This is a genomic window from Mycolicibacterium arenosum, assembly GCF_024320865.1.
GTDB classification, from domain to species: domain Bacteria; phylum Actinomycetota; class Actinomycetes; order Mycobacteriales; family Mycobacteriaceae; genus Mycobacterium; species Mycobacterium arenosum.
Genome location: NZ_JANDBD010000004.1, coordinates 349,686 through 372,698 on the forward strand (window position 1 = coordinate 349,686; position 23,013 = coordinate 372,698).

23 protein-coding genes are annotated in these 23,013 nt (G+C 67.8%); 15 read left to right on the forward strand and 8 right to left on the reverse strand.

The genetic code is table 11. The features are described 5' to 3' along the window. Window positions 1-39 precede the first annotated feature (39 nt). Genes NM203_RS11790 through NM203_RS11800 form a run of 3 tightly spaced genes read left to right on the forward strand, consistent with a single transcriptional unit; the run spans window position 40 to window position 3,652 of the window. Window positions 40-1,266, forward strand: coding sequence for an amidohydrolase family protein (locus NM203_RS11790; protein ID WP_255060413.1), 1,227 nt, complete (start codon window positions 40-42; stop codon window positions 1,264-1,266). Then, complete coding sequence (locus tag NM203_RS11795; RefSeq protein WP_255060106.1) at window positions 1,263-2,393, forward strand: acyl-CoA dehydrogenase family protein; 1,131 nt, start codon at window positions 1,263-1,265, stop codon at window positions 2,391-2,393. The genes NM203_RS11790 and NM203_RS11795 overlap by 4 nt, the downstream gene beginning before the upstream one ends. Next, window positions 2,390-3,652 carry an acyl-CoA dehydrogenase family protein gene (locus tag NM203_RS11800; RefSeq protein ID WP_255060107.1) on the forward strand — a complete coding sequence of 421 codons (1,263 nt, stop codon included), beginning with the start codon at window positions 2,390-2,392 and terminating at the stop codon, window positions 3,650-3,652. Before NM203_RS11795 ends, NM203_RS11800 begins: the two co-directional genes overlap by 4 nt. Before the next feature lies 1 nt (window position 3,653). Here NM203_RS11800 and NM203_RS11805 read toward each other — a convergent pair whose 3' ends face one another. From NM203_RS11805 to NM203_RS11815, 3 genes are read right to left on the reverse strand one after another with little or no spacing between them, the layout of a single operon-like run. Continuing rightward, on the reverse strand, window positions 3,654-4,514 hold the full coding sequence (locus NM203_RS11805; RefSeq protein WP_255060109.1) for an SDR family NAD(P)-dependent oxidoreductase: 861 nt from the start codon (window positions 4,512-4,514) through the stop codon (window positions 3,654-3,656). Continuing rightward, a complete protein-coding gene (locus tag NM203_RS11810; protein WP_255060110.1) occupies window positions 4,511-5,413 on the reverse strand; it encodes an alpha/beta fold hydrolase in 903 nt (300 codons plus the stop codon). Before NM203_RS11810 ends, NM203_RS11805 begins: the two co-directional genes overlap by 4 nt. Next, a complete protein-coding gene (locus NM203_RS11815) occupies window positions 5,410-6,768 on the reverse strand; it encodes a cytochrome P450 (protein ID WP_255060111.1) in 1,359 nt (452 codons plus the stop codon). Before NM203_RS11815 ends, NM203_RS11810 begins: the two co-directional genes overlap by 4 nt. A gap of 127 nt (window positions 6,769-6,895) precedes the next feature. On the opposite strand from NM203_RS11815, the gene NM203_RS11820 reads away from it, so the two are divergent. After that, window positions 6,896-8,398, forward strand: a complete 1,503-nt coding sequence (locus NM203_RS11820; protein ID WP_255060112.1) for a flavin-containing monooxygenase — start codon at window positions 6,896-6,898, stop codon at window positions 8,396-8,398. Window positions 8,399-8,410: 12 nt separating this feature from the next. Here the strand turns inward: NM203_RS11820 and NM203_RS11825 are convergent, their stop codons facing one another. Then, window positions 8,411-9,448 (reverse strand): Rv2578c family radical SAM protein, encoded by a 1,038-nt coding sequence (locus NM203_RS11825; RefSeq protein ID WP_255060113.1) that lies wholly within the window; start codon window positions 9,446-9,448, stop codon window positions 8,411-8,413. Window positions 9,449-9,589: 141 nt separating this feature from the next. Between NM203_RS11825 and NM203_RS11830 the strand changes: the two genes are divergently transcribed. Next, on the forward strand, window positions 9,590-9,793 hold the full coding sequence (locus NM203_RS11830) for a cold-shock protein (protein ID WP_255060114.1): 204 nt from the start codon (window positions 9,590-9,592) through the stop codon (window positions 9,791-9,793). A 276-nt stretch (window positions 9,794-10,069) separates the two neighbouring features. On the opposite strand, the gene NM203_RS11835 is transcribed toward NM203_RS11830, so the two are convergent. Then, window positions 10,070-10,504, reverse strand: a complete 435-nt coding sequence (locus NM203_RS11835; protein ID WP_255060115.1) for an Rv2576c family protein — start codon at window positions 10,502-10,504, stop codon at window positions 10,070-10,072. 244 nt (window positions 10,505-10,748) lie between these two features. Here NM203_RS11835 and urtA point away from each other — a divergent pair, with 244 nt between their 5' ends. The 6 genes from urtA to NM203_RS11865 all read left to right on the forward strand — a co-directional run bounded on the left by urtA (window position 10,749) and on the right by NM203_RS11865 (window position 17,445). Further along, the gene (gene urtA / locus NM203_RS11840) at window positions 10,749-12,014 is read left to right on the forward strand and encodes an urea ABC transporter substrate-binding protein (RefSeq protein WP_255060116.1); all 1,266 of its coding nucleotides are present in this window, start codon (window positions 10,749-10,751) and stop codon (window positions 12,012-12,014) included. Window positions 12,015-12,021: 7 nt separating this feature from the next. Further along, a complete protein-coding gene (gene urtB / locus NM203_RS11845) occupies window positions 12,022-12,906 on the forward strand; it encodes an urea ABC transporter permease subunit UrtB (RefSeq protein WP_255060117.1) in 885 nt (294 codons plus the stop codon). Then, window positions 12,903-14,027 carry an urea ABC transporter permease subunit UrtC gene (gene urtC, locus NM203_RS11850; protein WP_255060118.1) on the forward strand — a complete coding sequence of 375 codons (1,125 nt, stop codon included), beginning with the start codon at window positions 12,903-12,905 and terminating at the stop codon, window positions 14,025-14,027. The genes urtB and urtC overlap by 4 nt, the downstream gene beginning before the upstream one ends. Next, window positions 14,024-14,857 carry an urea ABC transporter ATP-binding protein UrtD gene (urtD, locus tag NM203_RS11855; protein ID WP_255060119.1) on the forward strand — a complete coding sequence of 278 codons (834 nt, stop codon included), beginning with the start codon at window positions 14,024-14,026 and terminating at the stop codon, window positions 14,855-14,857. Before urtC ends, urtD begins: the two co-directional genes overlap by 4 nt. Further along, window positions 14,857-15,549: an urea ABC transporter ATP-binding subunit UrtE gene (urtE, locus tag NM203_RS11860; RefSeq protein ID WP_255060120.1), complete on the forward strand. Its 693-nt coding sequence runs from the start codon at window positions 14,857-14,859 to the stop codon at window positions 15,547-15,549. Before urtD ends, urtE begins: the two co-directional genes overlap by 1 nt. Window positions 15,550-15,681: 132 nt before the next feature. Further along, complete coding sequence (locus NM203_RS11865; RefSeq protein ID WP_255060121.1) at window positions 15,682-17,445, forward strand: HNH endonuclease signature motif containing protein; 1,764 nt, start codon at window positions 15,682-15,684, stop codon at window positions 17,443-17,445. Here the strand turns inward: NM203_RS11865 and dtd are convergent. Next, window positions 17,423-17,854 (reverse strand): D-aminoacyl-tRNA deacylase, encoded by a 432-nt coding sequence (dtd, locus tag NM203_RS11870; protein ID WP_255060414.1) that lies wholly within the window; start codon window positions 17,852-17,854, stop codon window positions 17,423-17,425. The genes NM203_RS11865 and dtd overlap by 23 nt on opposite strands. A 55-nt stretch (window positions 17,855-17,909) precedes the next feature. On the opposite strand from dtd, the gene NM203_RS11875 reads away from it, so the two are divergent. Genes NM203_RS11875 through NM203_RS11885 form a run of 3 tightly spaced genes read left to right on the forward strand, consistent with a single transcriptional unit; the run spans window position 17,910 to window position 20,074 of the window. Continuing rightward, the gene (locus tag NM203_RS11875) at window positions 17,910-18,989 is read left to right on the forward strand and encodes a catalase family peroxidase (protein ID WP_255060122.1); all 1,080 of its coding nucleotides are present in this window, start codon (window positions 17,910-17,912) and stop codon (window positions 18,987-18,989) included. After that, a complete protein-coding gene (locus NM203_RS11880) occupies window positions 18,986-19,543 on the forward strand; it encodes a cytochrome b (RefSeq protein WP_255060123.1) in 558 nt (185 codons plus the stop codon). Before NM203_RS11875 ends, NM203_RS11880 begins: the two co-directional genes overlap by 4 nt. A gap of 12 nt (window positions 19,544-19,555) precedes the next feature. Continuing rightward, window positions 19,556-20,074 carry a hypothetical protein gene (locus tag NM203_RS11885; protein WP_255060124.1) on the forward strand — a complete coding sequence of 173 codons (519 nt, stop codon included), beginning with the start codon at window positions 19,556-19,558 and terminating at the stop codon, window positions 20,072-20,074. A gap of 4 nt (window positions 20,075-20,078) precedes the next feature. Here the strand turns inward: NM203_RS11885 and hisS are convergent, their stop codons facing one another. Together hisS and NM203_RS11895 are read right to left on the reverse strand one after the other, a co-directional pair. Next, window positions 20,079-21,362: a histidine--tRNA ligase gene (hisS, locus tag NM203_RS11890; RefSeq protein WP_255060125.1), complete on the reverse strand. Its 1,284-nt coding sequence runs from the start codon at window positions 21,360-21,362 to the stop codon at window positions 20,079-20,081. Continuing rightward, complete coding sequence (locus NM203_RS11895; protein WP_255060126.1) at window positions 21,355-22,050, reverse strand: MBL fold metallo-hydrolase; 696 nt, start codon at window positions 22,048-22,050, stop codon at window positions 21,355-21,357. The genes hisS and NM203_RS11895 overlap by 8 nt, the downstream gene beginning before the upstream one ends. A 128-nt stretch (window positions 22,051-22,178) precedes the next feature. On the opposite strand from NM203_RS11895, the gene NM203_RS11900 reads away from it, so the two are divergent. Then, window positions 22,179-23,009 (forward strand): peptidylprolyl isomerase, encoded by an 831-nt coding sequence (locus NM203_RS11900; protein WP_255060127.1) that lies wholly within the window; start codon window positions 22,179-22,181, stop codon window positions 23,007-23,009. The last annotated feature ends 4 nt before the right edge of the window (window positions 23,010-23,013 follow it).

The following is a 23,013-nucleotide window of genomic DNA, read 5'->3' on the forward strand; positions in this document are numbered from 1 at the left end:
GTCATTACCACCAGCCCAGAACCAGACTTCAGGAGGCGAATCGTGACCCGCGACCTGCCCTATCCCGTGTTCGACGCCGACAACCACTTCTACGAGCCGAAGGAAGCGCTGACCCAGTTCCTGCCGGATCACCGCAAGGGCGTCATCGACTACATCGACGTCCGGGGTCGCACGAAGATCATGGTGCGCAACGTGGTCAGCGACTACATCCCGAACCCGACGTTCGAGGTCGTCGCCCGGCCCGGCGCGCAGGAGGAGTACTTCCGGCACGGCAGCGGCGGGAAGAGCTTCCGCGAGGTCATGGGCAAGCCCATGAAGGCGATCCCCGCGTTCCGCAATCCCGAGGCCCGCCTCGAGGTGATGGACGGCCTCGCGCTCGACTACACGTTGATGTTCCCGACGCTGGCGAGCCTGGTCGAGGAGCGACTGAAGGACGATCCCGATCTGATCCTCGACATCGTGCACGCGCTGAACCAGTGGATGTACGAGACGTGGCAGTTCAACTACGAGGACCGCATCTTCTCCACGCCGGTCATCAACCTGGGCGTCGTGGACCGCGCACTCGAGGAACTCGAGTGGTGCCTCGAGCGCGGCGCCAAGACCGTACTCGTCCGGCCCGCACCGGTACCCGGGTACCGCGGCACCCGCTCGCTGGGCATGGAGGAGTTCGACCCGTTCTGGGACGCCTGCGTCAAGGCCGGCATCCCCGTGTCGATGCACGCCTCGGACAGCGGCTACTCCGAGTACCTCAACGACTGGGAGCCGGGCGACGAGTTCAAGCCGTTCGCGCCCACGTCGTTCCGGATGGTCGCGATGGGCAAGCGGCCCATCGAGGACACGATGGCGGCGATGGTCTGCCACGGCGCACTGACCCGCAACCCCGACCTGCGCATCCTGTCGATCGAGAACGGCGCGGACTGGGTGCCGTATCTCTTCAAGCAGTTCAAGAGCGTCTACTCGAAGATGCCGCAGGGCTTCCTCGAGGACCCCATCGAGGCGTTCCGCCGGTGCGTCTACGTCGCACCGTTCTGGGAGGACGACTTCGCCCAGATGGCCGACCTGTGCGGGATCGACCGGGTGATCTTCGGATCGGACTGGCCGCATCCGGAGGGCCTCGCCCAGCCCACCCATCTGATCGACGACCTGCAGGGCCTCGACGCGGAGGGCCAACGGAAGGTGATGGGCGGCAACATGATCGACCTGTTCAAGATTCCCAACGAGGTCGTGTTCAAGCCGGGCGTTCCCGAACTGGTGCTCGCTGAATGAGCGAACCGGACTCCCCCGAACGGCTGTTGTTCGCGTCGACGGCGCAGGCCTTCCTCGCCAAGGAGGCGCCACTTCCGCGGGTACGCGAACTGCACGCCGCCGGAACGTCCTTCGAGCGCGACTGGTGGCGCCGCGCCGCCGAGTTGGGCTGGGCCAGCATGCTGGTTCCCGAGGAACTCGGCGGCGGCAGCGTCTCCGGTGACGGCGTCGGCGACCTCGCCCTGGTGGCCGAGCAGATCGGCCACTCCGTCGCACCAGGCCCCTTCCACCCGGTGAACACCGTGCTCGCCGGCCTGGCGGATGCGGAGAACGCGTCGAGCCACGCCGAGACCATCGAAGCGCTCGTCGGCGGCGAGCTCGTCGCATCCTGGGCGGTGTACGAGCCGCGACGGGCCTGGGCGCCCCTCGAGACCACCGTCACGGCAACGCCCGACGGCGACGGCTTCCGCGTCGACGGCGTCAAGGACCGTGTCGAGGCGGGTGCCGACAGCGACCTGTTCCTGGTCGTCACCCGGATCGGTGAGGACCTGCAGCAGTTCCTGGTGCCCGCGGATGCGGCGGGCGTGACGGTCGAGCCGCAGGATTCGGTCGACCTGGTGAAGCGCTACGCCCGCGTCACGTTCGAGGGCGTCACCGCGGGGGTCGCGGTGGGTACCTCGGCACAAACCGAGGCGCTGATCGCCCGCCAGTCGCAGGTGGCCCAGGTGCTGCAGTGCGCGGAGGTGCTGGGAATCCTGGACACCGTGCTGGAGTTCACGATTCAGTGGGCGCTGGACCGGTATTCGTTCGGCCGGCCGCTCGCGTCGTATCAGGCGCTCAAGCACCAGTTCGCCGATATGAAGATCTGGCTCGAGGCCTGTCGCGCCACCACCGCGGCAGCGGTCACCGCCGTCGGGTCTCGTGCCGCCGACGCCGATCTGCTGGCCAGCATCGCGAAGTCCTACGTGGGTGAACACGCGGCCCCGATGCTGCAGCGCTGCGTTCAGCTGCACGGCGGTATCGGCGTGACGTGGGAGCACGACCTGCACCTGTTCCTGCGCCGAGTCACGTTGTACCGCGCCATGTTCGGCACTCCCGAGGACCACAACCTGCGTGTGTTCGCACACGCCGAGAAGGCTGCATCGTGACAGAAACCACCGCCGCGCCCACCGCGTCGGCCACGTCGGAGACCGTCGAGGAGTTCGCGCTGCGGGCCAGGACGTGGCTCGCGGAGAACCTCCCCGGTATCGACCGGCGCAACCCGCCGAGCGCCGATCGCGGTGAGATCGAGCCGTGGCTGCGCGCCCGCGAACTGCAGAAGAAGCTCTACGACGGCGGCTTCGCAGGGATCTGCTTTCCGCGCGAGTACGGCGGACTCGGTCTGCCGATCGCCTATCAGCGGGCCTTCGACGAGGAGTCCCGCGACTACGAGATGCCGCTCATCCTGAACACGCCGACGTTCACGATCTGCGCAGCGACCATCCTGGACACCGGGTCGGAAGAGCAGAAGCGCGAACGCATCTCGGCGGCGATCCGCGGCGAGGAGGTGCTCGTCCAGCTGCTGTCCGAGCCGTCCGGCGGATCGGATCTCGCCAGCGTGATCACGCGCGCCGACCGCAGGGGCGACAGGTGGGTGATCAACGGCGCGAAGACGTGGAGCACCAGCGCATTCGCCGCCGACTACGGCCTACTACTCGCCCGCACCAACTGGGACGTGCCGAAGCACGAGGGCCTGACGATGTTTCTCGTCAAGCTCGACAGCCCCGGCATCGACATGCGCCGGATCAAGCAGGTCAACGGCTCGGAGGAGTTCTGCGAGGAGTTCTTCGACGGCCTGGAAGTCGGCGACGACGCGGTGGTCGGCGAGGTCAACGACGGCTGGAACGTCGCGTCGCGGCAGCTCTATCACGAACGGCGGGCCGTCGGCGGCGGCTCCGAGTTCGCCAGCGGGATCGGCGCGGAGGGCAAGTCCGATCAGCCCATCGACTACGTCGAGTTCGTCGAGGAGATCGGCCAGAGCGACAACGAGCGCATCCGTGAGATGGCGGGCCGCGCCCTGGTGGTGCGGGCCGTCCACGAGCAGCTCATCGACCACGTCTATCACGGGGTGCTCGAGGGAACGCTGCCTCCCGCAGCGGGTTCCATCATCCGGATCTCGCACGCGGAGAACGTTCAGTTCGAGATGGACGTCACGCTGGCGATGACGGGGGCGGCCGGTGTCGTCGACGACGGCAGCGGTCTGTTCCGCATCGGCAACCGGTACCTGGCCCGGCAGGCGGCGTCGCTCGGCGGTGGCACCACCGAGATCGCCCGCAACATCATCGGCGAACGGGTGCTGGGCTTTCCGCGCGAGCACGCCGCCGACCGGGGTGTGCCGTTCAATCAGGTCAAGCGCAGACGCGACTGAGTCAGGCGTTTACCTCGGCGCGCGCACGCTTGCGCAGCGTCGACTCCAGCGTGCTCATCACGTCGTAGTACCGCGTCGGTGCCAGCCGGGCCAGCGCGTCGAACACGTACGCGTCGGGGCCGACCAGGATGCGCGCCTTTCCCGCCACGACACCGCGGTGGATGATCGCGGCCGCCTTGTCGGGTTGGGTCATCGTGATCGCGGCGAACTCGGCGGCCATCTGCTCGTGGGTACGGCCGCGGCCCTCCGGATCCCTGCGGAACCGCGCGTTCCGCACGATGCCGGTGTTGATGCCGCCGGGATGCACGTTGATCGCCCGCACACCGGTGCCCCGCAGTTCCTGCCGCAGCGAGTCGGTAAACCCGCGGACCGCGAATTTCGCTGCGCAGTAGGCTGATTGATTGGGCATCCCGACCAGACCGAAGACGCTCGACGTGTTGACGATCGCGCCGGAATCCTGGGCCGCGAGCAAGGGTAGGAACGCCCTGGTGCCGTTGACGACACCGTGGAAGTTGATGTCCCACAGCCACTGGTCGTCCTGCTCGTCGCTGTCCAGCACGCTCGAGGACACCGCGACACCGGCGTTGTTGAACACCGCACCCAGCGGCGCGGGTGCCCAGTCGGCGACCTCGGTCGCGAAATCGCGCTGCGCGGTCGCGTCGCGGACGTCCAGCACCCGCACCAGCGTCGGTCCGCTCAGCAGGGCGTCGGTCTCCTTGAGCCCCTGTTCGTTGACGTCCGTGATCGCCACCGGGCAGCCGTGCGCGGAAAGTCGCTGCGCGAGTGCGCGTCCGATACCGGACGCGGCGCCGCTGATGGCGACGGTGCGGCCCGAGATGACGTGGTCGGCCGATCTGCTCATACGTTCTTCTCCACAGTGTCGATGCGAGCGATGTGCTCGGTGATGAGGTCCAGAATCCGAGTCCACGCACCGACGGGCAGGTCGTGCCCCATGCCGGTGATGGTGTGCAGTCGCGCGCCGGGGATGGCGCGCGCCGTCGCGGCGCCGCCGGTCGGGTTCACCATGCGGTCGCGGTCGCCGTGGATGACGAGGGTGGGCACGTCGATGGCGGTGAGTTCGGACGTGCGGTCACCGGAGGCGAAGATCCCGGCCAACTGGCGGGCCAGTCCTGCGGCCGACGGGTCCCGGTCCCACGCGATCCCGGCCTTCTCGCGCACCGCGGCCTCGTCGAAGGGGTAGCCGTGTGAACCGATGTGGCGGAACATCCCCACGGCGTTCTCGACCGCCTCCGCCCTGCTGCGGGGAGGCCGCGCCGTCGCCATCTTCAGCCAGGTGGACGGTGCGGGCCTGCCGATGCGGCGCGCGCCGGTGGTCGACATGATCGACGTCAGTGTCCGCACCCGGCCCGGAAAGTGCGCCGCCACGGTCTGGGCGATCATGCCGCCCATCGAGATACCGACGAGGTCCGCGTCGGCGTAGCCGAGTGCGTCGAGAAGGCCGACGGTGTCGCGCGCCATGTCACCGAGGTGGTACTGGCGAGGGTGGCTGCCGCCGCGCAGGATGGCGACGGGGTTGGGCGGCGGGTAGTCCATGTGCGTCGAGCGACCCACGTCCCGGTTGTCGAATCGGATGACGCGCCTGCCCCGCGTGGCGAGGGTGGCGGCGAGGTCGGCCGGCCATGTGTGCTTCTGCTGGCCGAGGCCGGCGATCAACACCAGTGCCGGGTCGGCCGGATCGCCGAAGGCGTCGTGGCACAGGTCGATTCCGCGGCCGACGGGACTTACCCGCTCGTCACTCACGCCGACACCTGCTCGATCTCGGTGGTAACCGACTGCTCGGCCCGCGGTGGGCGACGATGCACCACCGCGAGTGCACCACTGGCCGGCGCGGTGGCCACGCCTCGGGAGTGCAGACGTTCGCCGGGCGCGTAGGTGGTGCCGAACTCGAACTCGCGCAACAGAGTCCCTAGCGTCACCGTCATCTCCATGTTGGCGAACGCGGCACCGACGCACCGTCGCACGCCGCCGCCGTACGGTACCCAGGCGTGCGTGTCGGGCGGGTTGCCGACGAAGCGGTCCGGATTGAACGCCGCCGCGTCGGGAAAGCTGCGATCGGATGCGTGCGCCAGCGAGATGCTGACGATGACGACGTGGTTCTCTGGAATCACCCACTCCCCCAGCCTTATCCGCGACTTCGTGATGCGAGCGGTGGCGTTGATGACCGGGCGGCTGCGCTGCACCTCGAAGATCGTCGCCTGCAGTAGGTCGGTTTCGCCCGCGTCGACCTCGGCGGTGAGCCGGTTGAGAAGACGGGGGTGGCGGCGCAGGCGCTCGACGGTCCACGCGAGTGTGGTCGCGGTGGTCTCGTGGCCGGCCGCGAGCAGGGTCAGCAACTCGTCGGCGACGTGGTCGTCGGTGATCGCCGAACCGTCCTCGTACCGGGCCCGCAGCAGCAGCGCGAGCACGTCGTTGCGGTCCTCGAAGGCCGGATCCCGGCGCGCGTCGGCGATGAGTCCCGCGATGATCGCGTTGTAGCGCGTACGCAGTCGCTCGACGCGACCCCACGGGCTGAAGCGCCCGTAGTCACGTCGCGCCGCAGGCGGGAGAACTGCGAGGCGTGAGGCACGAAGAACCATGGGCGGCAACAACTCTCGCAGTTCCTCGAACGCCTCTCCCTGGGCACCGAAGACCGCGCGCAGGATCGCGTTCAGCGTGATGCGCATCATCGAGTCCAGCGTCGCGAACTCCTCGCCCTCCGGCCAGGTCGCGGTCTCCCGCATCACCTCGTCGGTGATGATGTGCTCGTAGGACTGCATGCGCTTGCCGTGGAACGGCGGGACCAGCAGTTTGCGGCGCTGGCGATGTTCGGTGCCCTCGAGGCTGAACGTCGAACCCGGTCCGAGCACCTCGCCCAGCGTGCCCGCACGGGCGATCAGGTCGGTGCTCGTCGTGAAGAGGTCCTTGACGAGCGCGGGATCGCTGACGACTACGGCGGGACCGAAGATCGGCAGGTCCAGCGTGAACTCGGACCCGTGCCGCCGCGCCACCGCGGCAACCGCCTTCTCACGGTTGACGACGAAGCCGAGGCCCTGCACGAATTTGGGCACCCGCAGCGTGGGCGGTAGCCGGACGGGGTCTGTGGTTGCTTCACCCATGCGGCCACGGTACGTCGCGGTACCGGTGAGCGCAAGCACTCTTTCCACACGCGTCCAATACTGGTACGGTGAGGTACCGGCGACTGGTACGACGGCGTACCGACCGGATAGTGGAGAGGGCGCGAGCATGCCGAGCAGCGATGTCACCGAGGACGTGGACGTGTTGATCGTCGGCGCCGGGCTCTCCGGCATCGGCGCCGCCTGTCAGCTGAAGCAGGACCACCCCGGCCGGTCGGTCGTCATCCTGGAGGCCAGGGCCTCCATCGGCGGCACCTGGGATCTGTTCCGCTATCCCGGCATCCGGTCGGACTCCGACATGTTCACCCTCGGCTACCGCTTCCGGCCGTGGACCGACGCCAAGGCGATCGCCGACGGCCCCAGCATCCTGCGCTACATCCACGACACCGCCCGCGAGTTCGACGTGCACAACCTCGTCCGGGTCAACCACCGCGTCGTCTCGGCTCGGTGGGACAGCGCCACGGCCCGTTGGACGGTCGACGTCGACCGCACCGACACCGGCGAGCGAACCACGCTGCGATGCGGGTTCCTCTACGTGTGCTCCGGTTACTACCGTTACGACGCCGGCTTCAGCCCCGATTTCCCCGGTGTGGACCGATTCGCCGGCCCGGTGATCCACCCGCAGCACTGGCCGGAGGGGCTCGACTACGCCGGCAAGCGCGTCGTCGTGATCGGCAGCGGCGCCACCGCCGTGACTCTGGTGCCGACCCTCGCCGAGACCGCGGCACACGTCACGATGCTGCAGCGCTCCCCGACGTACGTCGCCTCCCGGCCGGCACGCGACCCGCTGGCGGACCGGCTGCGCGCGCGTCTTCCACAGAAGCTCGCCTACGCGATCGTGCGCTGGAAGAACACGCTGCAGGGCATGGCGATCTTCCAGCTCAGCAGGCGCAGGCCCGAGATGGTCAAGGCGATGCTGCGCAAGGCCGCCGTCGCCGCACTGCCCGAGGGCTACGCCGTCGACACCCACTTCGCCCCGAGCTACAACCCGTGGGACCAGCGCATGTGCCTGATCCCCGACGGCGACATGTTCGACGCCATCCGCGACGGCCGCGCCTCGGTGGTCACCGACACCATCGACACGTTCACCGAAACCGGCATCGCGTGTGCGTCCGGAGAGCCCCTCGACGCCGACATCGTCATCAGCGCAACGGGTCTCAACCTGCTGGCGATCGGCGGTATGGAACTCGTCGTCGACGGCACGCCCGTCGACCTCGCGCAGACGGTGTCCTACAAGGGGATGATGCTCTCCGGTGTGCCGAACTTCGCGTGGACCATCGGCTACACCAACGCCTCCTGGACGCTCAAGGCCGATCTGATCGCCCAGTACGTGAGCCGGCTGCTTACCTATCTGGACCGCAACGGATTCGACGCGGTCACCCCCGACGCCACCGGTGTCTCCGCTGCCAAGCCGTTCCTCGATCTCGCGTCCGGCTACGTGCAGCGCAGCATGTCCGAGATGCCCAAGCAGGGCGACGCGCTGCCGTGGCGCCTGCACCAGAACTACGTGCGCGACGTCGCCCTGCTGCGGCGCGGACGGGTCGACGACTCGGTCACGTTCACCCGAGCCCACGCCGGTGCCGACCGGCGGGTGGCCGTCACCCGCTGCTAGCGCCGCCGGGCTTCAGAACAACGTGGGTTGCAGCAGCGCTCCGGCGGGTCGGCCCGCCGGAGCGCTGCGCGTGGCGAAGGGACGACTGTCGGCGTTGAGGCCGTGTTTCACGATCAGCGGCGCCGCCCTGTCGCGCAGCTCGTCGCGATAGGACTGCGGCAGGTACGCGCCCCGGCCGTACAGCTCGCGGTAGGCGCCCACCAGGTCGGGCCGCGTGCGCGCCAGCCAGCCGGTGAACCAGCCCCGCGTGGTACCGCGCAGGTGCAGCCCGAACACCGTCACGCTCGTCGCACCCGCCTCGGCGATGCGCGCGAGCAGGGCGTCGAGTTGCGCGGTCGTGTCGGTGAGCAGCGGCAGCACCGGGGCCACCATCACGTGGCAGGACAGGCCCGCGTTTCGGATGGCGCGGATCAACGCCAGCCGCGCGTCCGGAGTGGGCGTTCCCGGTTCGACCAGCCGGTGCAGCTCCGGGTCCCCGATCGCCAGCGACACCGCGACGCTCACCTCGACGCGGTCGGCCGCGGCGGCGATCAGCGGCAGATCACGCTGCAGCAGCGTGCCCTTCGTGAGGATCGAGAACGGCGTACCCGAGTCGGCGAGCGCCGAGATCACCCCCGGCATGAGCGCGTACCGCCCCTCGGCGCGTTGATACGGATCGGTGTTGGTGCCCAGCGCGACGGTTTCGCGGGTCCACGACGTCTTCATCAGCTCGCGGCGCAGCACCTCGGCGACGTTGACCTTCACCACCAGCTGAGTGTCGAAGTCGGTACCGCAGTCGAAGTCCAGATACTCGTGCGTCGGCCGGGCGAAGCAGTACCGACAGGCGTGGCTACAGCCCCGGAAGCCGTTGACCGTGTAGCGAAAGGGCAGGTTGGCCGCGTCCGGCACCTTGTTCAGCGCCGACTTGCAGAGGATCTCGTGGAACGTGATGCCCTCGAATTGCGGCGTGCGCACCGACCTCACCAGGCCCAACCGCTGCAGGCCGGGCAGCGCTCCGTCGTCCACGCCGACGCTCTGATCGTCCCATCGCACACCCCAATTCGAACGCATGTTCGACAATTCGTCAAGCGAAACCGTGGAGTCGTGCGAGATCCGTGGAAGTCCTGCGATAATCTGCTCGCGGGAACGTTTGACGCTTCCGTGATCGGGTGTAGTACGCATCCGACGCCGTTCAACATGTGAAGAAGAGATATGCCACAGGGATCCGTGAAATGGTTCAACAGCGAGAAGGGCTTCGGCTTCATCGCTCCCGATGACGGTAGCCAGGACGTCTTCGTGCACTACTCCGAGATCCAGGGCTCCGGTTACCGGACCCTCGAGGAGAACCAGCGCGTGCAGTTCGAGGTTGGCCAGGGCGCCAAGGGACCGCAGGCCACTGGAGTGACTGCGATCTAGGTCGTCGTGACTTAGGGCTGGCAATGTACGACATTGCCAGCCCTTAGTTCGTCTCGGGTCATCCCGACCACACCAGCGTTACGAGCAGCACGTCGACCGGCGTGCCCGCCGACGATGGAGATCAGCGCACTGCGTCACCGCGCGTGCGGTGCGACGGTCACAGCGAGTGCCACCAGCATGGCTCCCGCGCGCCCGCCACCGCCGATCCGACGAGCAGAAGATCGACCGCGGCGAGGTTCGGACGCGTCACGTCCGACGATGTCAGTTAAGTGAGCGTCACCAGGGCTGCGACCACGAGCGCAGCTCACACTGCGCGGCGATCGGGCCGGTGTTCGTCGGTCCGGGAGCACCGTCGATGGTGATCGCGCACGTCGGGTTCGAATCGCCCCGCAGCCCGCTTCCGGCGCGGCTCACGCTGATGAACGCGGCGTTGGGATCGGTCAGCTTCACCGGCAGCACCCACGGCTGAGCTGGGTCCAGTACGACGGTCTCACTGCGCGTGTAGGCGTTCGGATCGGCGTCGTACGCGGCCTTGCTCGGCGGCGCCGCATAGGCGTAGTACACCTGGAACGAGCCCGGTCCCGTCACCGAGAGGTTGTAGACCACGTCGTGTTCTACCGGCTCCGCGCTGGCCGTGGGCGCCACCATCGCGGTGGATCCCAGCATGAACGCAGCACCGACCAAACCCATCGTCATTCGCATGTCGGTCACATCGACGCACGCTACCGGATCGTTACACGAGCATCGTCCTGACTGTGAACCCCTTCAGGTACCCACGAACATCCGGGGAAACACCCGGCGACCGTTTGGTTAATTTGTTCGTGACGCACAGAAATTCCACAGAAACAAAGTCTCTCTAACGTGCCGACTCGACGCTGCACCGGCGTCTGAATCTCCGTGCTCCGCACCGACGTCCGTCGGTAGCCGAGCCGTGCGGCACGACGAAAGGCTGTTCATGCAACTACCCACCCGCTCGAGGATGAGCAGATCGGCACTGGCTGCGGGAAGCGTGCTCGTCACGACGAGCCTCCTGCTGTCGGCGTGCGGCAGCCGGGCCAGCGACACCGAGGGTGCGGCGGCCGAATCATGCGTCGACACCTCGGGTTCCACCGTCAAGGTCGGCTCCCTGAACTCGCTGTCGGGCACGATGGCCATCTCCGAGGTCACCGTGCGCGACGCGATCAAGCTCGCCGTCGACGAGATCAACGCCGCGGGTGGCGTGATGGACAAGCAGATTCAGATCGTCGGCGAGGACGGCGCGTCCGAGCCCACGGTCTTCGCCGAAAAGGCCGAGAAGCTGATCAGCAGCGACTGCGTCGCCGCCGTATTCGGCGGTTGGACGTCGTCGAGCCGCAAGGCGATGCTGCCGGTCTTCGAAAGCAACAACTCGCTGCTCTACTACCCCGTCCAGTACGAGGGCCTCGAGTCGAGCAAGAACATCTTCTACACCGGCGCGACCACGAACCAGCAGATCGTCCCCGCGCTGGACTACCTGAAGGAGAAGGGCGTCAAGTCGCTCTACCTCGTCGGTAGCGACTACGTCTTCCCGCAGACCGCCAACCGGATCATCAAGGCGTACGCGGGCGCCAACGGCATCGAGATCAAGGGCGAGGACTACACCCCGCTGGGCTCCACCGACTTCTCGACGATCGTCAACAAGGTCCGCACCGCGGATGCCGACGCCGTGTTCAACACGCTCAACGGCGACTCGAACGTCGCGTTCTTCCGCGAGTACAAGAACGTCGGACTGACCCCGCAGGCGATGCCGGTGGTGTCGGTGTCGATCGCCGAGGAGGAGGTCGGCGGCATCGGTGTCCAGAACATCACCGGCCAGTTGACCGCGTGGAACTACTACCAGACCATCGACACCCCGGTGAACAAGAAGTTCGTCGAGGCGTACAAGAAGGCGTACGGCGAGAACAAGCCGACGTCGGATCCGATGGAAGCCGCCTACGTGTCGGTCTACCTCTGGAAGAACACCGTTGAGAAGGCCAAGTCCTTCGACGTGGCGGCCATTCAGGAGAACGCGGGCGGCGTGACGTTCGACGCCCCGGAGGGACTCGTCACGATCGACGGCGAGAACCACCACATCACCAAGACCGCCCGCATCGGCGAGATCCGTGCGGACGGACTGATCTACACCGTCTGGGAGTCCGACGGACCGATCCAGCCGGATCCGTACCTGAAGACCTACCCGTGGGCTGCCGGCCTCTCCGGCTGACGCACACATGGATGTCCTGATCGGACAGCTGGCAACAGGATTGAGCCTCGGCTCGATCCTGTTGCTCGCTGCACTGGGCCTGTCACTGACCTTCGGGCAGATGGGCGTCATCAACATGGCACACGGCGAGTTCATCATGGCCGGCTGCTACACCGCCTACGTGGTGCAGCAGGTCATCTCGAGCGCCGGTGCGTCACTGCTCATCTCACTGGTCGTCGGCTTCCTCGTCGGCGGCGCCATGGGTGTGCTGCTCGAGGTCACGCTCATCCAGCGGATGTACGACCGGCCGTTGGACACCCTCCTGGTGACGTTCGGCGTCGGGCTGATCCTGCAGCAGGTGGCACGCGACATCTTCGGTGCGCCAGCGGTGAACGTGGTCGCCCCCGAATGGCTCTCGGGGGGAATGGAGATCTTCGGGGCCGTCGTTCCGAAGACCCGCATCTTCATCCTGGTGCTCGCGGTGGTCTGCGTGGCGGTCCTCGCGACCGTGCTGAAGACCAGCCCGATGGGCAGGCGCATCCGGGCGGTCGTTCAGAACCGCGACCTCGCGGAGACCAGCGGGATCTCCTCTCGCCGAACCGATATCACCACGTTCTTCATCGGGTCGGGGCTGGCGGGAGTCGCGGGTGTCGCCCTGACGCTGATCGGCTCGACCAGTCCGACGACGGGGCAGAGCTTCCTCATCGACGCGTTCCTCGTGGTCGTCGTCGGCGGTCTCGGCCAGATCAAGGGCACGGTCATCGCCGCGCTGTCACTCGGCTTCCTGAACTCGTTCATCGAGTACAACACCACCGCTTCGCTGGCCAAGGTGATCCTGTTCGTGATCATCGTCATCTTCCTGCAGGTCCGCCCGCAGGGGCTGTTCACCGTGCGGACGAGGAGTCTCGTATGAGGGACCTGATCGGAAAATGGCAGACCTGGGCGGGATTCGCCGTCGGAGCCATCGTGCTGTTCGGTATCGCACCCGCGGTCCTCTCCGACTTCCGACTCAGCCTGCTGGCGAAGTTCCTGTGCTTCGCGATCGTCGCGGTCGGCATCGGATTGGCCTGGGGCCGAGGCGGAATGCTCGTCCTCGGGCAGGGCGTGTTCTTCGGGCTCGGCGGCTACATCATGGGGATGCACCTCAAGATCGCCGACGCCGAACTCGCCAAACAGGCGGTACCGGACTTCATGCAGATCGCCGGCGTCCGGGAACTCCCCGCCTATTGGGAGCCGTTCGCGTCCCCGCTCGTCACGCTGCTGGCGATTCTCCTGGTACCCACGGCGATCGCCGCACTGCTCGGTCTGGGCGTGTTCAAGCGGCGCGTCAAGGGCGCCTACTTCGCGATCCTCTCGCAGGCCCTGGCCGCGGCACTGGCGATCCTGTTGATCGGCCAGACCAGCGTGGGAGGCAGCAACGGGCTGACCAACTTCCGGACGTTCTTCGGTTTCGCGCTGAAGGATCCAGTCAACAAGCAGATGCTGTACTTCATCGCCGCCGCGATCCTGCTGATCTCGGTCGCGGTGGTGCGGCAGTTGATGCAGAGTCGGTACGGCGAACTCCTCGTCGCGGTGCGCGACGGCGAGGAACGCGTACGCTTCCTCGGCTACGACCCGGCCAACATCAAGGTCGTCGCCTACGTCGTGGCCGCCCTGTTCGCCAGCATCGCCGGAGCACTGTTCGCACCGATCGTCGGGTTCATCGCGCCGTCGCAGGTGGGCATCCTGCCGTCGATCGCGTTCCTGATCGGCGTGGCGATCGGCGGACGCACCACGCTACTCGGTCCGGTACTCGGCGCCATCGGTGTCGCATGGGCGCAAACCCTTCTCTCCGAACGGTTTCCGTCGGAGTGGACGTACGCCCAGGGTCTGCTGTTCATCGTCGTGGTCGGTTTCTTCCCGGCCGGACTCGCCGGACTCGGAGTGTTCCTTCGGCGCCGTCGGCGGGGCAGACCGGACGCCGAGCCCGAACCGGTGGCGATCCCCGATCCGGATCCCGAGCCCGAGCAGGAGAAGGCGGAGGCCAAGGCATGACCGACCTCGATACCGAGACGGCACCGGAGCCGTCGACCGGCGGCAACGTCGGCATGGGTACGCAGTACCTCGAAGTCCGCGGACTCACAGTCGACTTCGACGGTTTCAAGGCCGTCAGCGACGTCGACCTCACGCTGTTCCAGGGCGACCTGCGCTTCCTCATCGGACCCAACGGCGCGGGCAAGACCACCGTGATCGACGCCATCACCGGCCTGGTGTCGGCGACGGGCTCGGTCAGCAAGTCGGGTGTCGAACTGCTCGGCAAGAAGGTGCATCAGATCGCCCGCCTCGGGGTGGGACGCACCTTCCAGACGGCTAGTGTCTTCGAGCAGCTGACGGTGCTACAGAACCTCGACATCGCGGCGGGTGCGGGGCGGTCGTTCCTGACGTTGTTGCGCAGGCGATCCGGGATCCTGCCGGCGATCGAGGAGGCACTCGAGATCACCGGTCTGGCCGACCTCGCCGACAAGCCGGCGGGCGTGCTGGCGCACGGGCAGAAGCAGTGGCTCGAGATCGGCATGCTGCTGGTACAGAACGCCGACGTGCTTTTGCTCGACGAACCCGTCGCCGGCATGAGCCACGAGGAACGCGAGGAGACCGGAAACCTGTTGCGCCGCATCGGTGGTGAGCGAACGGTGGTCGTCGTCGAGCACGACATGGACTTCATGCGCGCGTTCGCGACCTCGGTCACGGTACTCGCCCGCGGCAACGTCATCGCCGAGGGGACCGTCGCCGAAGTACAGGCCAACCCCAAGGTTCAGGAGGTCTACCTGGGCACCGCGGCCGCGGGGTCTGACGGCATCCCCGGCGAGCTCATCGAGGAGGACTGATGCTCGAACTCATCGACGTCCGTAGCGGTTACGGTCGATCGGAGGTCATCCACGGGGTGAACCTCGAGGTGCCGAGCAACGGCGTCGCCGCGGTCATGGGACACAACGGGGCTGGTAAGACCACCCTGTTGCGTGCCGCCGTCGGCCTGCTGAAGTGTTCGGGGGGCAAGGTCGTCTTCGACGGCGAGGACATCACGAAGCTGCGGCCCAGTAAGCGGGTTGCGCGCGGCCTCGCCTACGTGCCGCAGGGACAGCAGTCGTTCGGTCAGCTGACCACCGCCGAGAACCTTCAGGTGGTGGCCGACGGCCGCAAGAACGGCAAGGCGCTGATCGACGAGCAGCTCGACCTGTTCCCCGCCCTCAAGGAACTGCTCACGCGGCGGGCAGGCCTGCTGTCCGGCGGACAACGCCAACAGCTCGCCATCGCCCGCGCCCTCATCACGACGCCGAAATGCCTCATTCTCGACGAGCCGACCGAGGGCATCCAGCCGTCGGTTGTCGCCGAGATCGAAGCCGCGATCACGGCGCTGACCCAACGCGGTGATCTCGGCGTGCTGCTCGTCGAACAGCACATCGGCTTCGCCCTGGAATCGGCGCAGCGCTACTTCATCCTCGAAGCAGGTCGTGTGACCTCAAGTGGCACCGGCGGCTCGTCGTCCGAGGCCGACGTCCGCGCGGCGATGGCCATCTGAGCAGGAGGGCGCTTAGCATACGGGTGTGACACGAATCGTGTTGCGGGCCTGAGTCATCCACAGTCCGGGATTCATCCACAGGTCGGGTTCGCACCGTGGCGAGAGGTCCCTGACGTCCGGATAATCGAATGTATGTGCGAAGCGTTTCGGAATCCGGCGGGGATGGACGACGCCGCGCTGAATCTGGCGATCACCGGCTACGCCCGCGCCGAAGCCGCGACCGCCGGACACCGCCTGGCCCTGATCGCCGAGCTGGCCGACCGGCGCCTGGGCACCGAGCTGGCGCTCTCGCGGGAACGGTCGGCCTGCGACGCCTGGGATTGCTGTGCCGCCGAGATCGCCGCCGACCTGATCGTCAGCCACCGCACGGCCTCGGGGTTGATGTACCAGGCCCTGGACCTACGCGACCGGATCCCCCTGACCGGGGACCTGCTGCGCAACGGCGACATCACCCTGAAGGTCGCGACCACCGCGTCCTGGCGCACCCAACTGATCGTCGACCCCGACGCCCTGGCCCGAGTGGACGCCGACCTCGCCGCAGTCGCCACCCGATGGGGCGGCTACTCCGAGCAGAAACTCGCCGATGCGATCGACGCCGCGATCGAACGCCACGACCCCGACGCGGTGCGCCGGTTCCGCACCGCGCAGCGCTCGTTGAACATCGCGTTCGGCAAACCCGACGACGCCACCGGCACCCGCTCCATCTACGGACGGGTCAGTGCGGTGGACGCCGAGCTGACCGACCGCCGCCTGGACGCCATGGCGACATCGGTGTGTCCCGAGGATCCGCGCACCCACGGCGAACGTCGCGTGGCCGCCCTCGGGATCATCAACGCCGGCGGCGATCACCTGCCGTGCCTGTGCGGATCGGCGGACTGCCCCGCCACCGGGCCCGACGCCCGCGGTAAGCACTTCGAGATCCTCGTCCTCACCGACAACCCCACCCCCGCCGACGGCCCGGCACCCGACGACGGCCCAGACGACGGGCCGAACGACCGGCCGGACGACGACGTGCCGCGCTACGACCCGGACTACGACTGGGAACACCACTGGACCGACGAAGCGCCACCCGAGGATGCCGAGGCGCCCGAACCACCACCCGAGGACGAGGAATCCGCGCCCGAACAAGCGGATTCCGTCACCGAGCCCGAGAACGCCGAATCCGCAACGACTCCCACCCCCACACCCACCCCGTGTGGCTACACCGCGATCATCGCCGGCGGTGGCGTCCTGCCCGTGGCGCTGCTGGCCGACCTGTGCCGGATGGGCGCCTCCATCCGCACCATCGCCAAACCCGAAGACCTGACCGCCGAGATCCGCTACCGGCCCTCCATCGCCGCGCAGCGTCTCGTACGGGCCCGCGACATGACGTGTCGGTTCCTCGGCTGCGATCATCCGGCCGAGTACGCCGACCTCGACCACACCGTCCCCTACGGCCGCCCCGGCGGGCTGACCCATCCGGGCAACATCGCCACGCTGTGCCGAAAACATCACCTGCTCAAAACGTTCTGGGTCGGCGACGGCGGCTGGTCGGAGAACCAGCTCGACGACGGCACCATCGTCTGGACCAGCCCATCCGGCCTCAAACACCGCGCCCCGCCGGGCAGTCGGATCTACTTCCCGAACTGGGACCCACCACCCCACTACCGGACACCCCGACACCGGACACTCAACCGGCTCCCGGCCGCGACCTGCGCATGCCACAACGAAGACGCACCCGCGCCCAACAACGCGCCGCCACCATCGCCGCCGAACGCCGACGCAACCACGAAGACCGCCTCGGCGACTGCAAGGCACCCTTCTAGGCGCCACCCGGCTTGGCGTTGTGCATCTCGCGCATCGCCTCGGCGACCGTCTCAGGACAGACCTAGGGTCAGAGTTCCAGCAGCACGGTGACCGGACCGTCGTTCACCAGCTCCACGCTCATGTGAGCGCCGAACACACCCGTCTCGACGTGCGCACCCAGGTCGCGCAACGCGCCGACGAACTCGTCGACCAGCGGCTCGGCCACCGGCCCGGGTGCGGCGGCGTTCCACGACGGGCGGCGCCCCTTCGCCGTATCGGCGTACAGCGTGAACTGGCTGACCACCAGGATCGGCGCAGCGTTGTCGGCGGCGCTCAGCTGATCGTCGAGAATCCTGAGACGCCAGAGCTTTTCGGCCATCTTGCGCACCAGCGATCCGTCGTCGGTGTGAGTGACGCCGACGAGGGCCAGCAGCCCCTGACCGTCGGGCGCGATGGCACCGACCTGCTGACCGTCGACGATCACTCGCGCTGAGGCGACCCGCTGCACCAGAACCCGCACGCCGCGATGCTTCCACACGAGCGGATAACAGCGAGCTGTGCTAGCTGTAGAAGTCGTGGACCAGCCCCCACGTCCCGCGCTGACCTGGCGCGGCACGGCAGTCAGCAGACGTTCCCTCCTCCTGGGCCTCGGCGCGGTGACCGCGTTCCTGGCCATCGACCTCGGCGCCGTCGCCTACGCGAACAACGTGATCGGTGATCGCTTCACCAGGCAGGCGATCATCGACCGGTTCCAAAGGATCTTCGGCCTGCATCCCGGTTTCCGCCGCAACCACGCGAAGGGCGTTGCAGTGTCCGGCCGGTTCGACAGCACCGGTGCCGGGCGCGAACTCTCCAGTGCCAAGGTGTTCGCCGCGGGAACGTCGCCCGTCATCGGACGATTCTCGCTCGGGGGCGGCAATCCCACGGCGCCCGACAATCCCGCTACGGTCCGCGGACTGGGACTCGCGATCGGTTTCCCCGGCGGGCAGCAGTGGCGCACCGCGATGGTCAATCTGCCGGTCTTCCCGGTCAACTCCCCCGAGGCGTTCTACGACCAGTTGCTGGCATCCGCACCGGATCCGGCGACCGGCAAGCCCGATCCCGACGCCATGGCGGCCTTCCTCGCGAAGTATCCGGCGACCGCCGCCGCCACGAAGATCCTGAAAGAGCACCCGCCGACGTCCGGCTTCACGGACAGCACGTTCTCGAGCCTCAACACGTTCCTGTTCGTCACCGACTCGGGCACCACCCCGGTGCGCTGGGTGTTCGTCCCACGACAGCAGGCGCTGCCCGCCGGCAAGGGTGACAACGCGCTGTTCGATGCGCTTGTGCGGCAGCTGAAGTCGGGCCCGGTGAGTTGGGACCTGCACCTCGTCGTGGGCACCGCGGAGGACCCGATCGATTCAACGCTGCCCTGGCCCGCGGACAGGCGCGTCGTCACCGCGGGCACGCTGACGCTGACGACGATCGAAACCGAGGCCCAGGGCAACGCGCGCGACGTCAACTTCGATCCGCTGGTGCTGCCGGACGGCATCGAGCCGTCCGACGACCCGCTGCTGGCCGCCCGCTCGGCGGTGTACGCGGCGTCGTACCGGCTGCGCGCCGGTGAACCCAAGTCGCCATCGGCGATCACCGTCGACGAGGTGGCACCGTGACGCAGCGGTTCCCGGTCCGCTCCCGAATCCTGCACTGGCTCACCGCAGCGCTCGTATTCGCCGCGCTGCTCATCGGATTCGCGATGGTCAACGCACTCGGCTCCTACGCGGCGCTGGTCGGCGTGCACATGACCATCGGGGTGACGATCCTCGTCGTCACGGTCGTGCGTCTGGTCAACAGGCTGCGGACGACGCCGCCGAACTGGCCGGCCACCGTGGGGAAACTCGAGGGCAGGATCGTCAGCATCTCGGAGCGGGCCATGTACGCGCTGCTGCTCGCGCAACCCCTCGTCGGTTGGGCGATGGTATCCGCCGCGGGTCGCCCCCCGGTGGTGTTCTCCCGCCTGCATGTGCCGCGCATCGCGCCCTTCGACGCCGACGTGTACTACGTGCTGCGCCAAACGCATACGGTGCTGGCCGTGCTGCTGGTGATCGTCATCGCCGCGCACGTGAGCGCCGTGCTGCTGCACACGCTGACGCTGCGGGACGGGATGCTGTCCCGGATGACGTTCGGCAAAGACGCCGAACCCGTCACCGCGACGGACGCTGCATGACAAGCTGAGCAAATGTCCGATGCACAGGTGCTCGTCGATACGGGTGGGCTCGTCGTCACCGACGACGGGCGCCGGGTCCTGGTCTTCGATCGCGGCACCGGCCCCTTGGCGGTCACCGCGTTCGTGCTCGGCATCATCACGTTGGTCGTCGGCGGATTCGGCGCGGTTGCGCTGTTCAGCCTGTCGGCAGCACTCGGCGCGGCCTTCCTGGCCGTCGGCGTCGCCGCAGCCGTGGCGGCGACGCTGGTGATTCGCAGGTTTCGGAAGCGCCGCGCTCAGCCGCTGAACGCGTGCAAGCCGGTGGCCGTGATCGACCGCAAGTTGAACCTGTTCAGCTACGCGGGCGGTGCCGTCATTCAACTCGACCAGGTCCGGTTCGAGCGGCGGATGTCGCTCGGCTCGAGCTCGCCCAAGCTCGTCGCGGTGCTACCGAACGGATCTCGAGTTCTTAAGCGCGGCAACCCCTTCGACGGTGGTGTCGGTAACGTCGACGAGGTGCTCACGGCCGCCGTCGCTCGCGCGCCGCGGTAGCGGATCAGACCAGGCGAATCCGGCCGAGCCGCGCCAACACGTCGGACACGACGCCGTCGACAGCCACGTCCAGCTGTTCACCCGACGTCATGTCCTTGACCCCCACGGTGCCCGCCTCGATGTCGCGGTCGCCGGCGACGAGAGCAATGCCGGCGCCGGACCGGTCGGCGGCCTTCATCGCCCCCTTCATGCCGCGGTCGCCGTACGCGAGGTCGACGCGCACACCTGCCGCCCGCAGGGCGCCGGCCAGCCGCGCGAGCACCAGCTTCGCGTCGCCACCCAGCGGCACCCCGAACACGTCGACGCGGGCCGTCTCGCCCACTGTCTTCCCCTCGGCCTTCAGCGCCAGCAGGGTCCGGTCGACGCCGAGACCGAAGCCGATTCCGGACAGGTCCTGACCACCGAGTTGGCGCATCAACCCGTCGTAGCGGCCGCCACCGCCGATGCCGGACTGGGCGCCCAGACCGTCGTGCACGAACTCGAACGTCGTCTTGGTGTAGTAGTCGAGCCCCCGCACCATCCGCGGGTTGATGACGTACGGCACCCCGAGTGCGTCGAGGTGCACCAGGACGGTGTCGAAGTGCTGCTTGGCCGCGTCGGAGAGGTGGTCGAGCATCAGCGGAGCGTCCGCCGTCATCTCCTTGATGTGCGGGCGCTTGTCGTCGAGCACCCGCAGCGGGTTCAGCTGAGCGCGGCGCCGGGTCTCCTCGTCGAGGTCGAGCCCCAACAGGAAGTCCTGCAGCAGCTCCCGGTACTGCGGGCGACAGGTGTCATCGCCCAGCGACGTCAGTTCCAGCCGGAATCCGTCGAGCCCCAGCGTGCGGAAGCCCGCGTCGGCGATCGCGATGACCTCGGCGTCGAGTGCCGGGTCGTCGACGCCGATGGCCTCCACGCCGACCTGCTGCAGCTGCCGGTAGCGACCGGACTGCGGCCGTTCGTACCGGAAGAACGGCCCGGAGTAGCAGAGCTTGGCGGGAAGCGGCCCGCGGTCGACGCCGTGTTCGATGACCGCGCGCATCACACCGGCGGTGCCCTCGGGTCGCAGGGTCACCGAGCGGTCGCCGCGGTCGGCGAACGTGTACATCTCCTTGGTGACGACGTCCGTCGACTCCCCCACCCCGCGCGCGAACAGCGCGGTCTCCTCGAAGATCGGCAGCTCGACGTAGCCGTAGCCGGCCAGCCGGGCCGCCTGCAGCAGTCCGTCCCGGACGGCGACGAACTGTGCGGAGTCCGGTGGCAGGTAATCGGGAACGCCCTTGGGCGCGCGAAAAGCTGAGGTGTCAGTCACTGAGGCCTTCGATGAACGGATTGAACCGGCGCTCGTCGCCGATTGTCGACTTCGGGCCGTGACCCGGTAGTACCACGGTGTCGTCGTCGAGCACCAACAGTTTCGTGACGATCGAGGTGAGCAGCTCGCGGCCGCTGCCGCCCAGCAGGTCGGACCGGCCGATCGACTGCTTGAACAGCGTGTCACCCGTGAATGCCAGCTCCCTTGTGTTTCCCGTCGCTTCGCTCGCCCCGCCCGGCCCCACGGCGACGCGGAACACCACCGATCCCTTGGTGTGGCCGGGGGTGTGGTCGACCGCCACGGTGATGCCGCCGAGCTCCACCTTGTCGCCGTCGCGGTCGAGCTCGACGACCTGGCGCGGTTCCTTGAAGAACGCTCCCATCGCCAGCTGGGCGACCTTCGGGCCGATGCCCGCGATGGGATCGGTGAGCATGAACCGGTCGTCGGGATGGATGTAGACGGGACACCCGTAGGTGTCGGCCACCTTCTGAGCTGACCACATGTGGTCGATGTGACCGTGGGTCAGCAGCACCGCCGCCGGGGTGAGCCGCCGCTCGTCGAGGATGCGGCGCAACGGGGCGAATGCGCGCTGACCGGGGTCGACGATGATCGCGTCGGCTCCCTCGCGTGGCGCCAGCACGTAGCAGTTGCACTGCAACATGCCTGCTGGGAACCCGGTGAGCAACACGGTGAACAGTTTCCCATCCCCGGTTGGCGCGGGTCGCGCAGCCCGCACTCAGCGATTCCTGGCACACTCGGTGCCGATCACGATCGGTTTCGTCAACGGACCGACCACTGACGAGGAGGACTGCCGCGGTGCCGACCAATGAACAACGTCGGGCGACAGCGAAACGCAAGCTCGAACGGCAACTGGAGCGGCGCGCCGCCAAGGCGAAGCGCCAGCGGCTGCTCACCATCGGCGGCGCCGCCCTCGGGGTGATCGTGCTGGTGGGGGCCATCGTGTGGTCCGTCGTCTGGTTCACGAAGGACGACGAGACCACGGCCAGCGCGGACCCGAGCGCGCCTGCCGGTGCGTCGGTGGACTGCGCCTACCCCGCCGCCGGTGACGCGGCGAAGCCGGCGACCGCCCCGAAGACCGCCGACGGCAAGGTGCCCACCGACCCGCCCCAGGTCAGCGTGAGTGTGGAGACCACCCAGGGCAACATCGGGCTCATGCTCGACAACGCCAAGGCACCCTGCACCGTCAACAGCTTCATCAGCCTGGCCTCGCAGAAGTACTTCGACGACACGCCGTGCCACCGGCTGACCAACGCCCCCGGCCTGGGCGTTCTGCAGTGCGGCGATCCCAGCGGAAGCGGTACGGGCGGTCCCGGCTACAGCTTCGCCGACGAGTACCCCTCCACCCAGTACCCGCCGGGCGATCCGGCCGCGGAGAAGCCCATGCTCTATCCCCGCGGCACCCTCGCAATGGCCAACTCCGGTCCCGCCACCAACGGCAGCCAGTTCTTCCTCGTGTACAAGGACAGCCAGCTTCCGCCGAACTACACGATGTTCGGCACCATCGACGAAACCGGCCTGCAGACGCTCGACAAGATCGCCGCGGGCGGCATCACGCCCGGCCCGAACGGTCCGGACGACGGCAAGCCGAAGCTCGACGTCAAGCTGAAGACCGTTCAGCAGGACTGAGCCC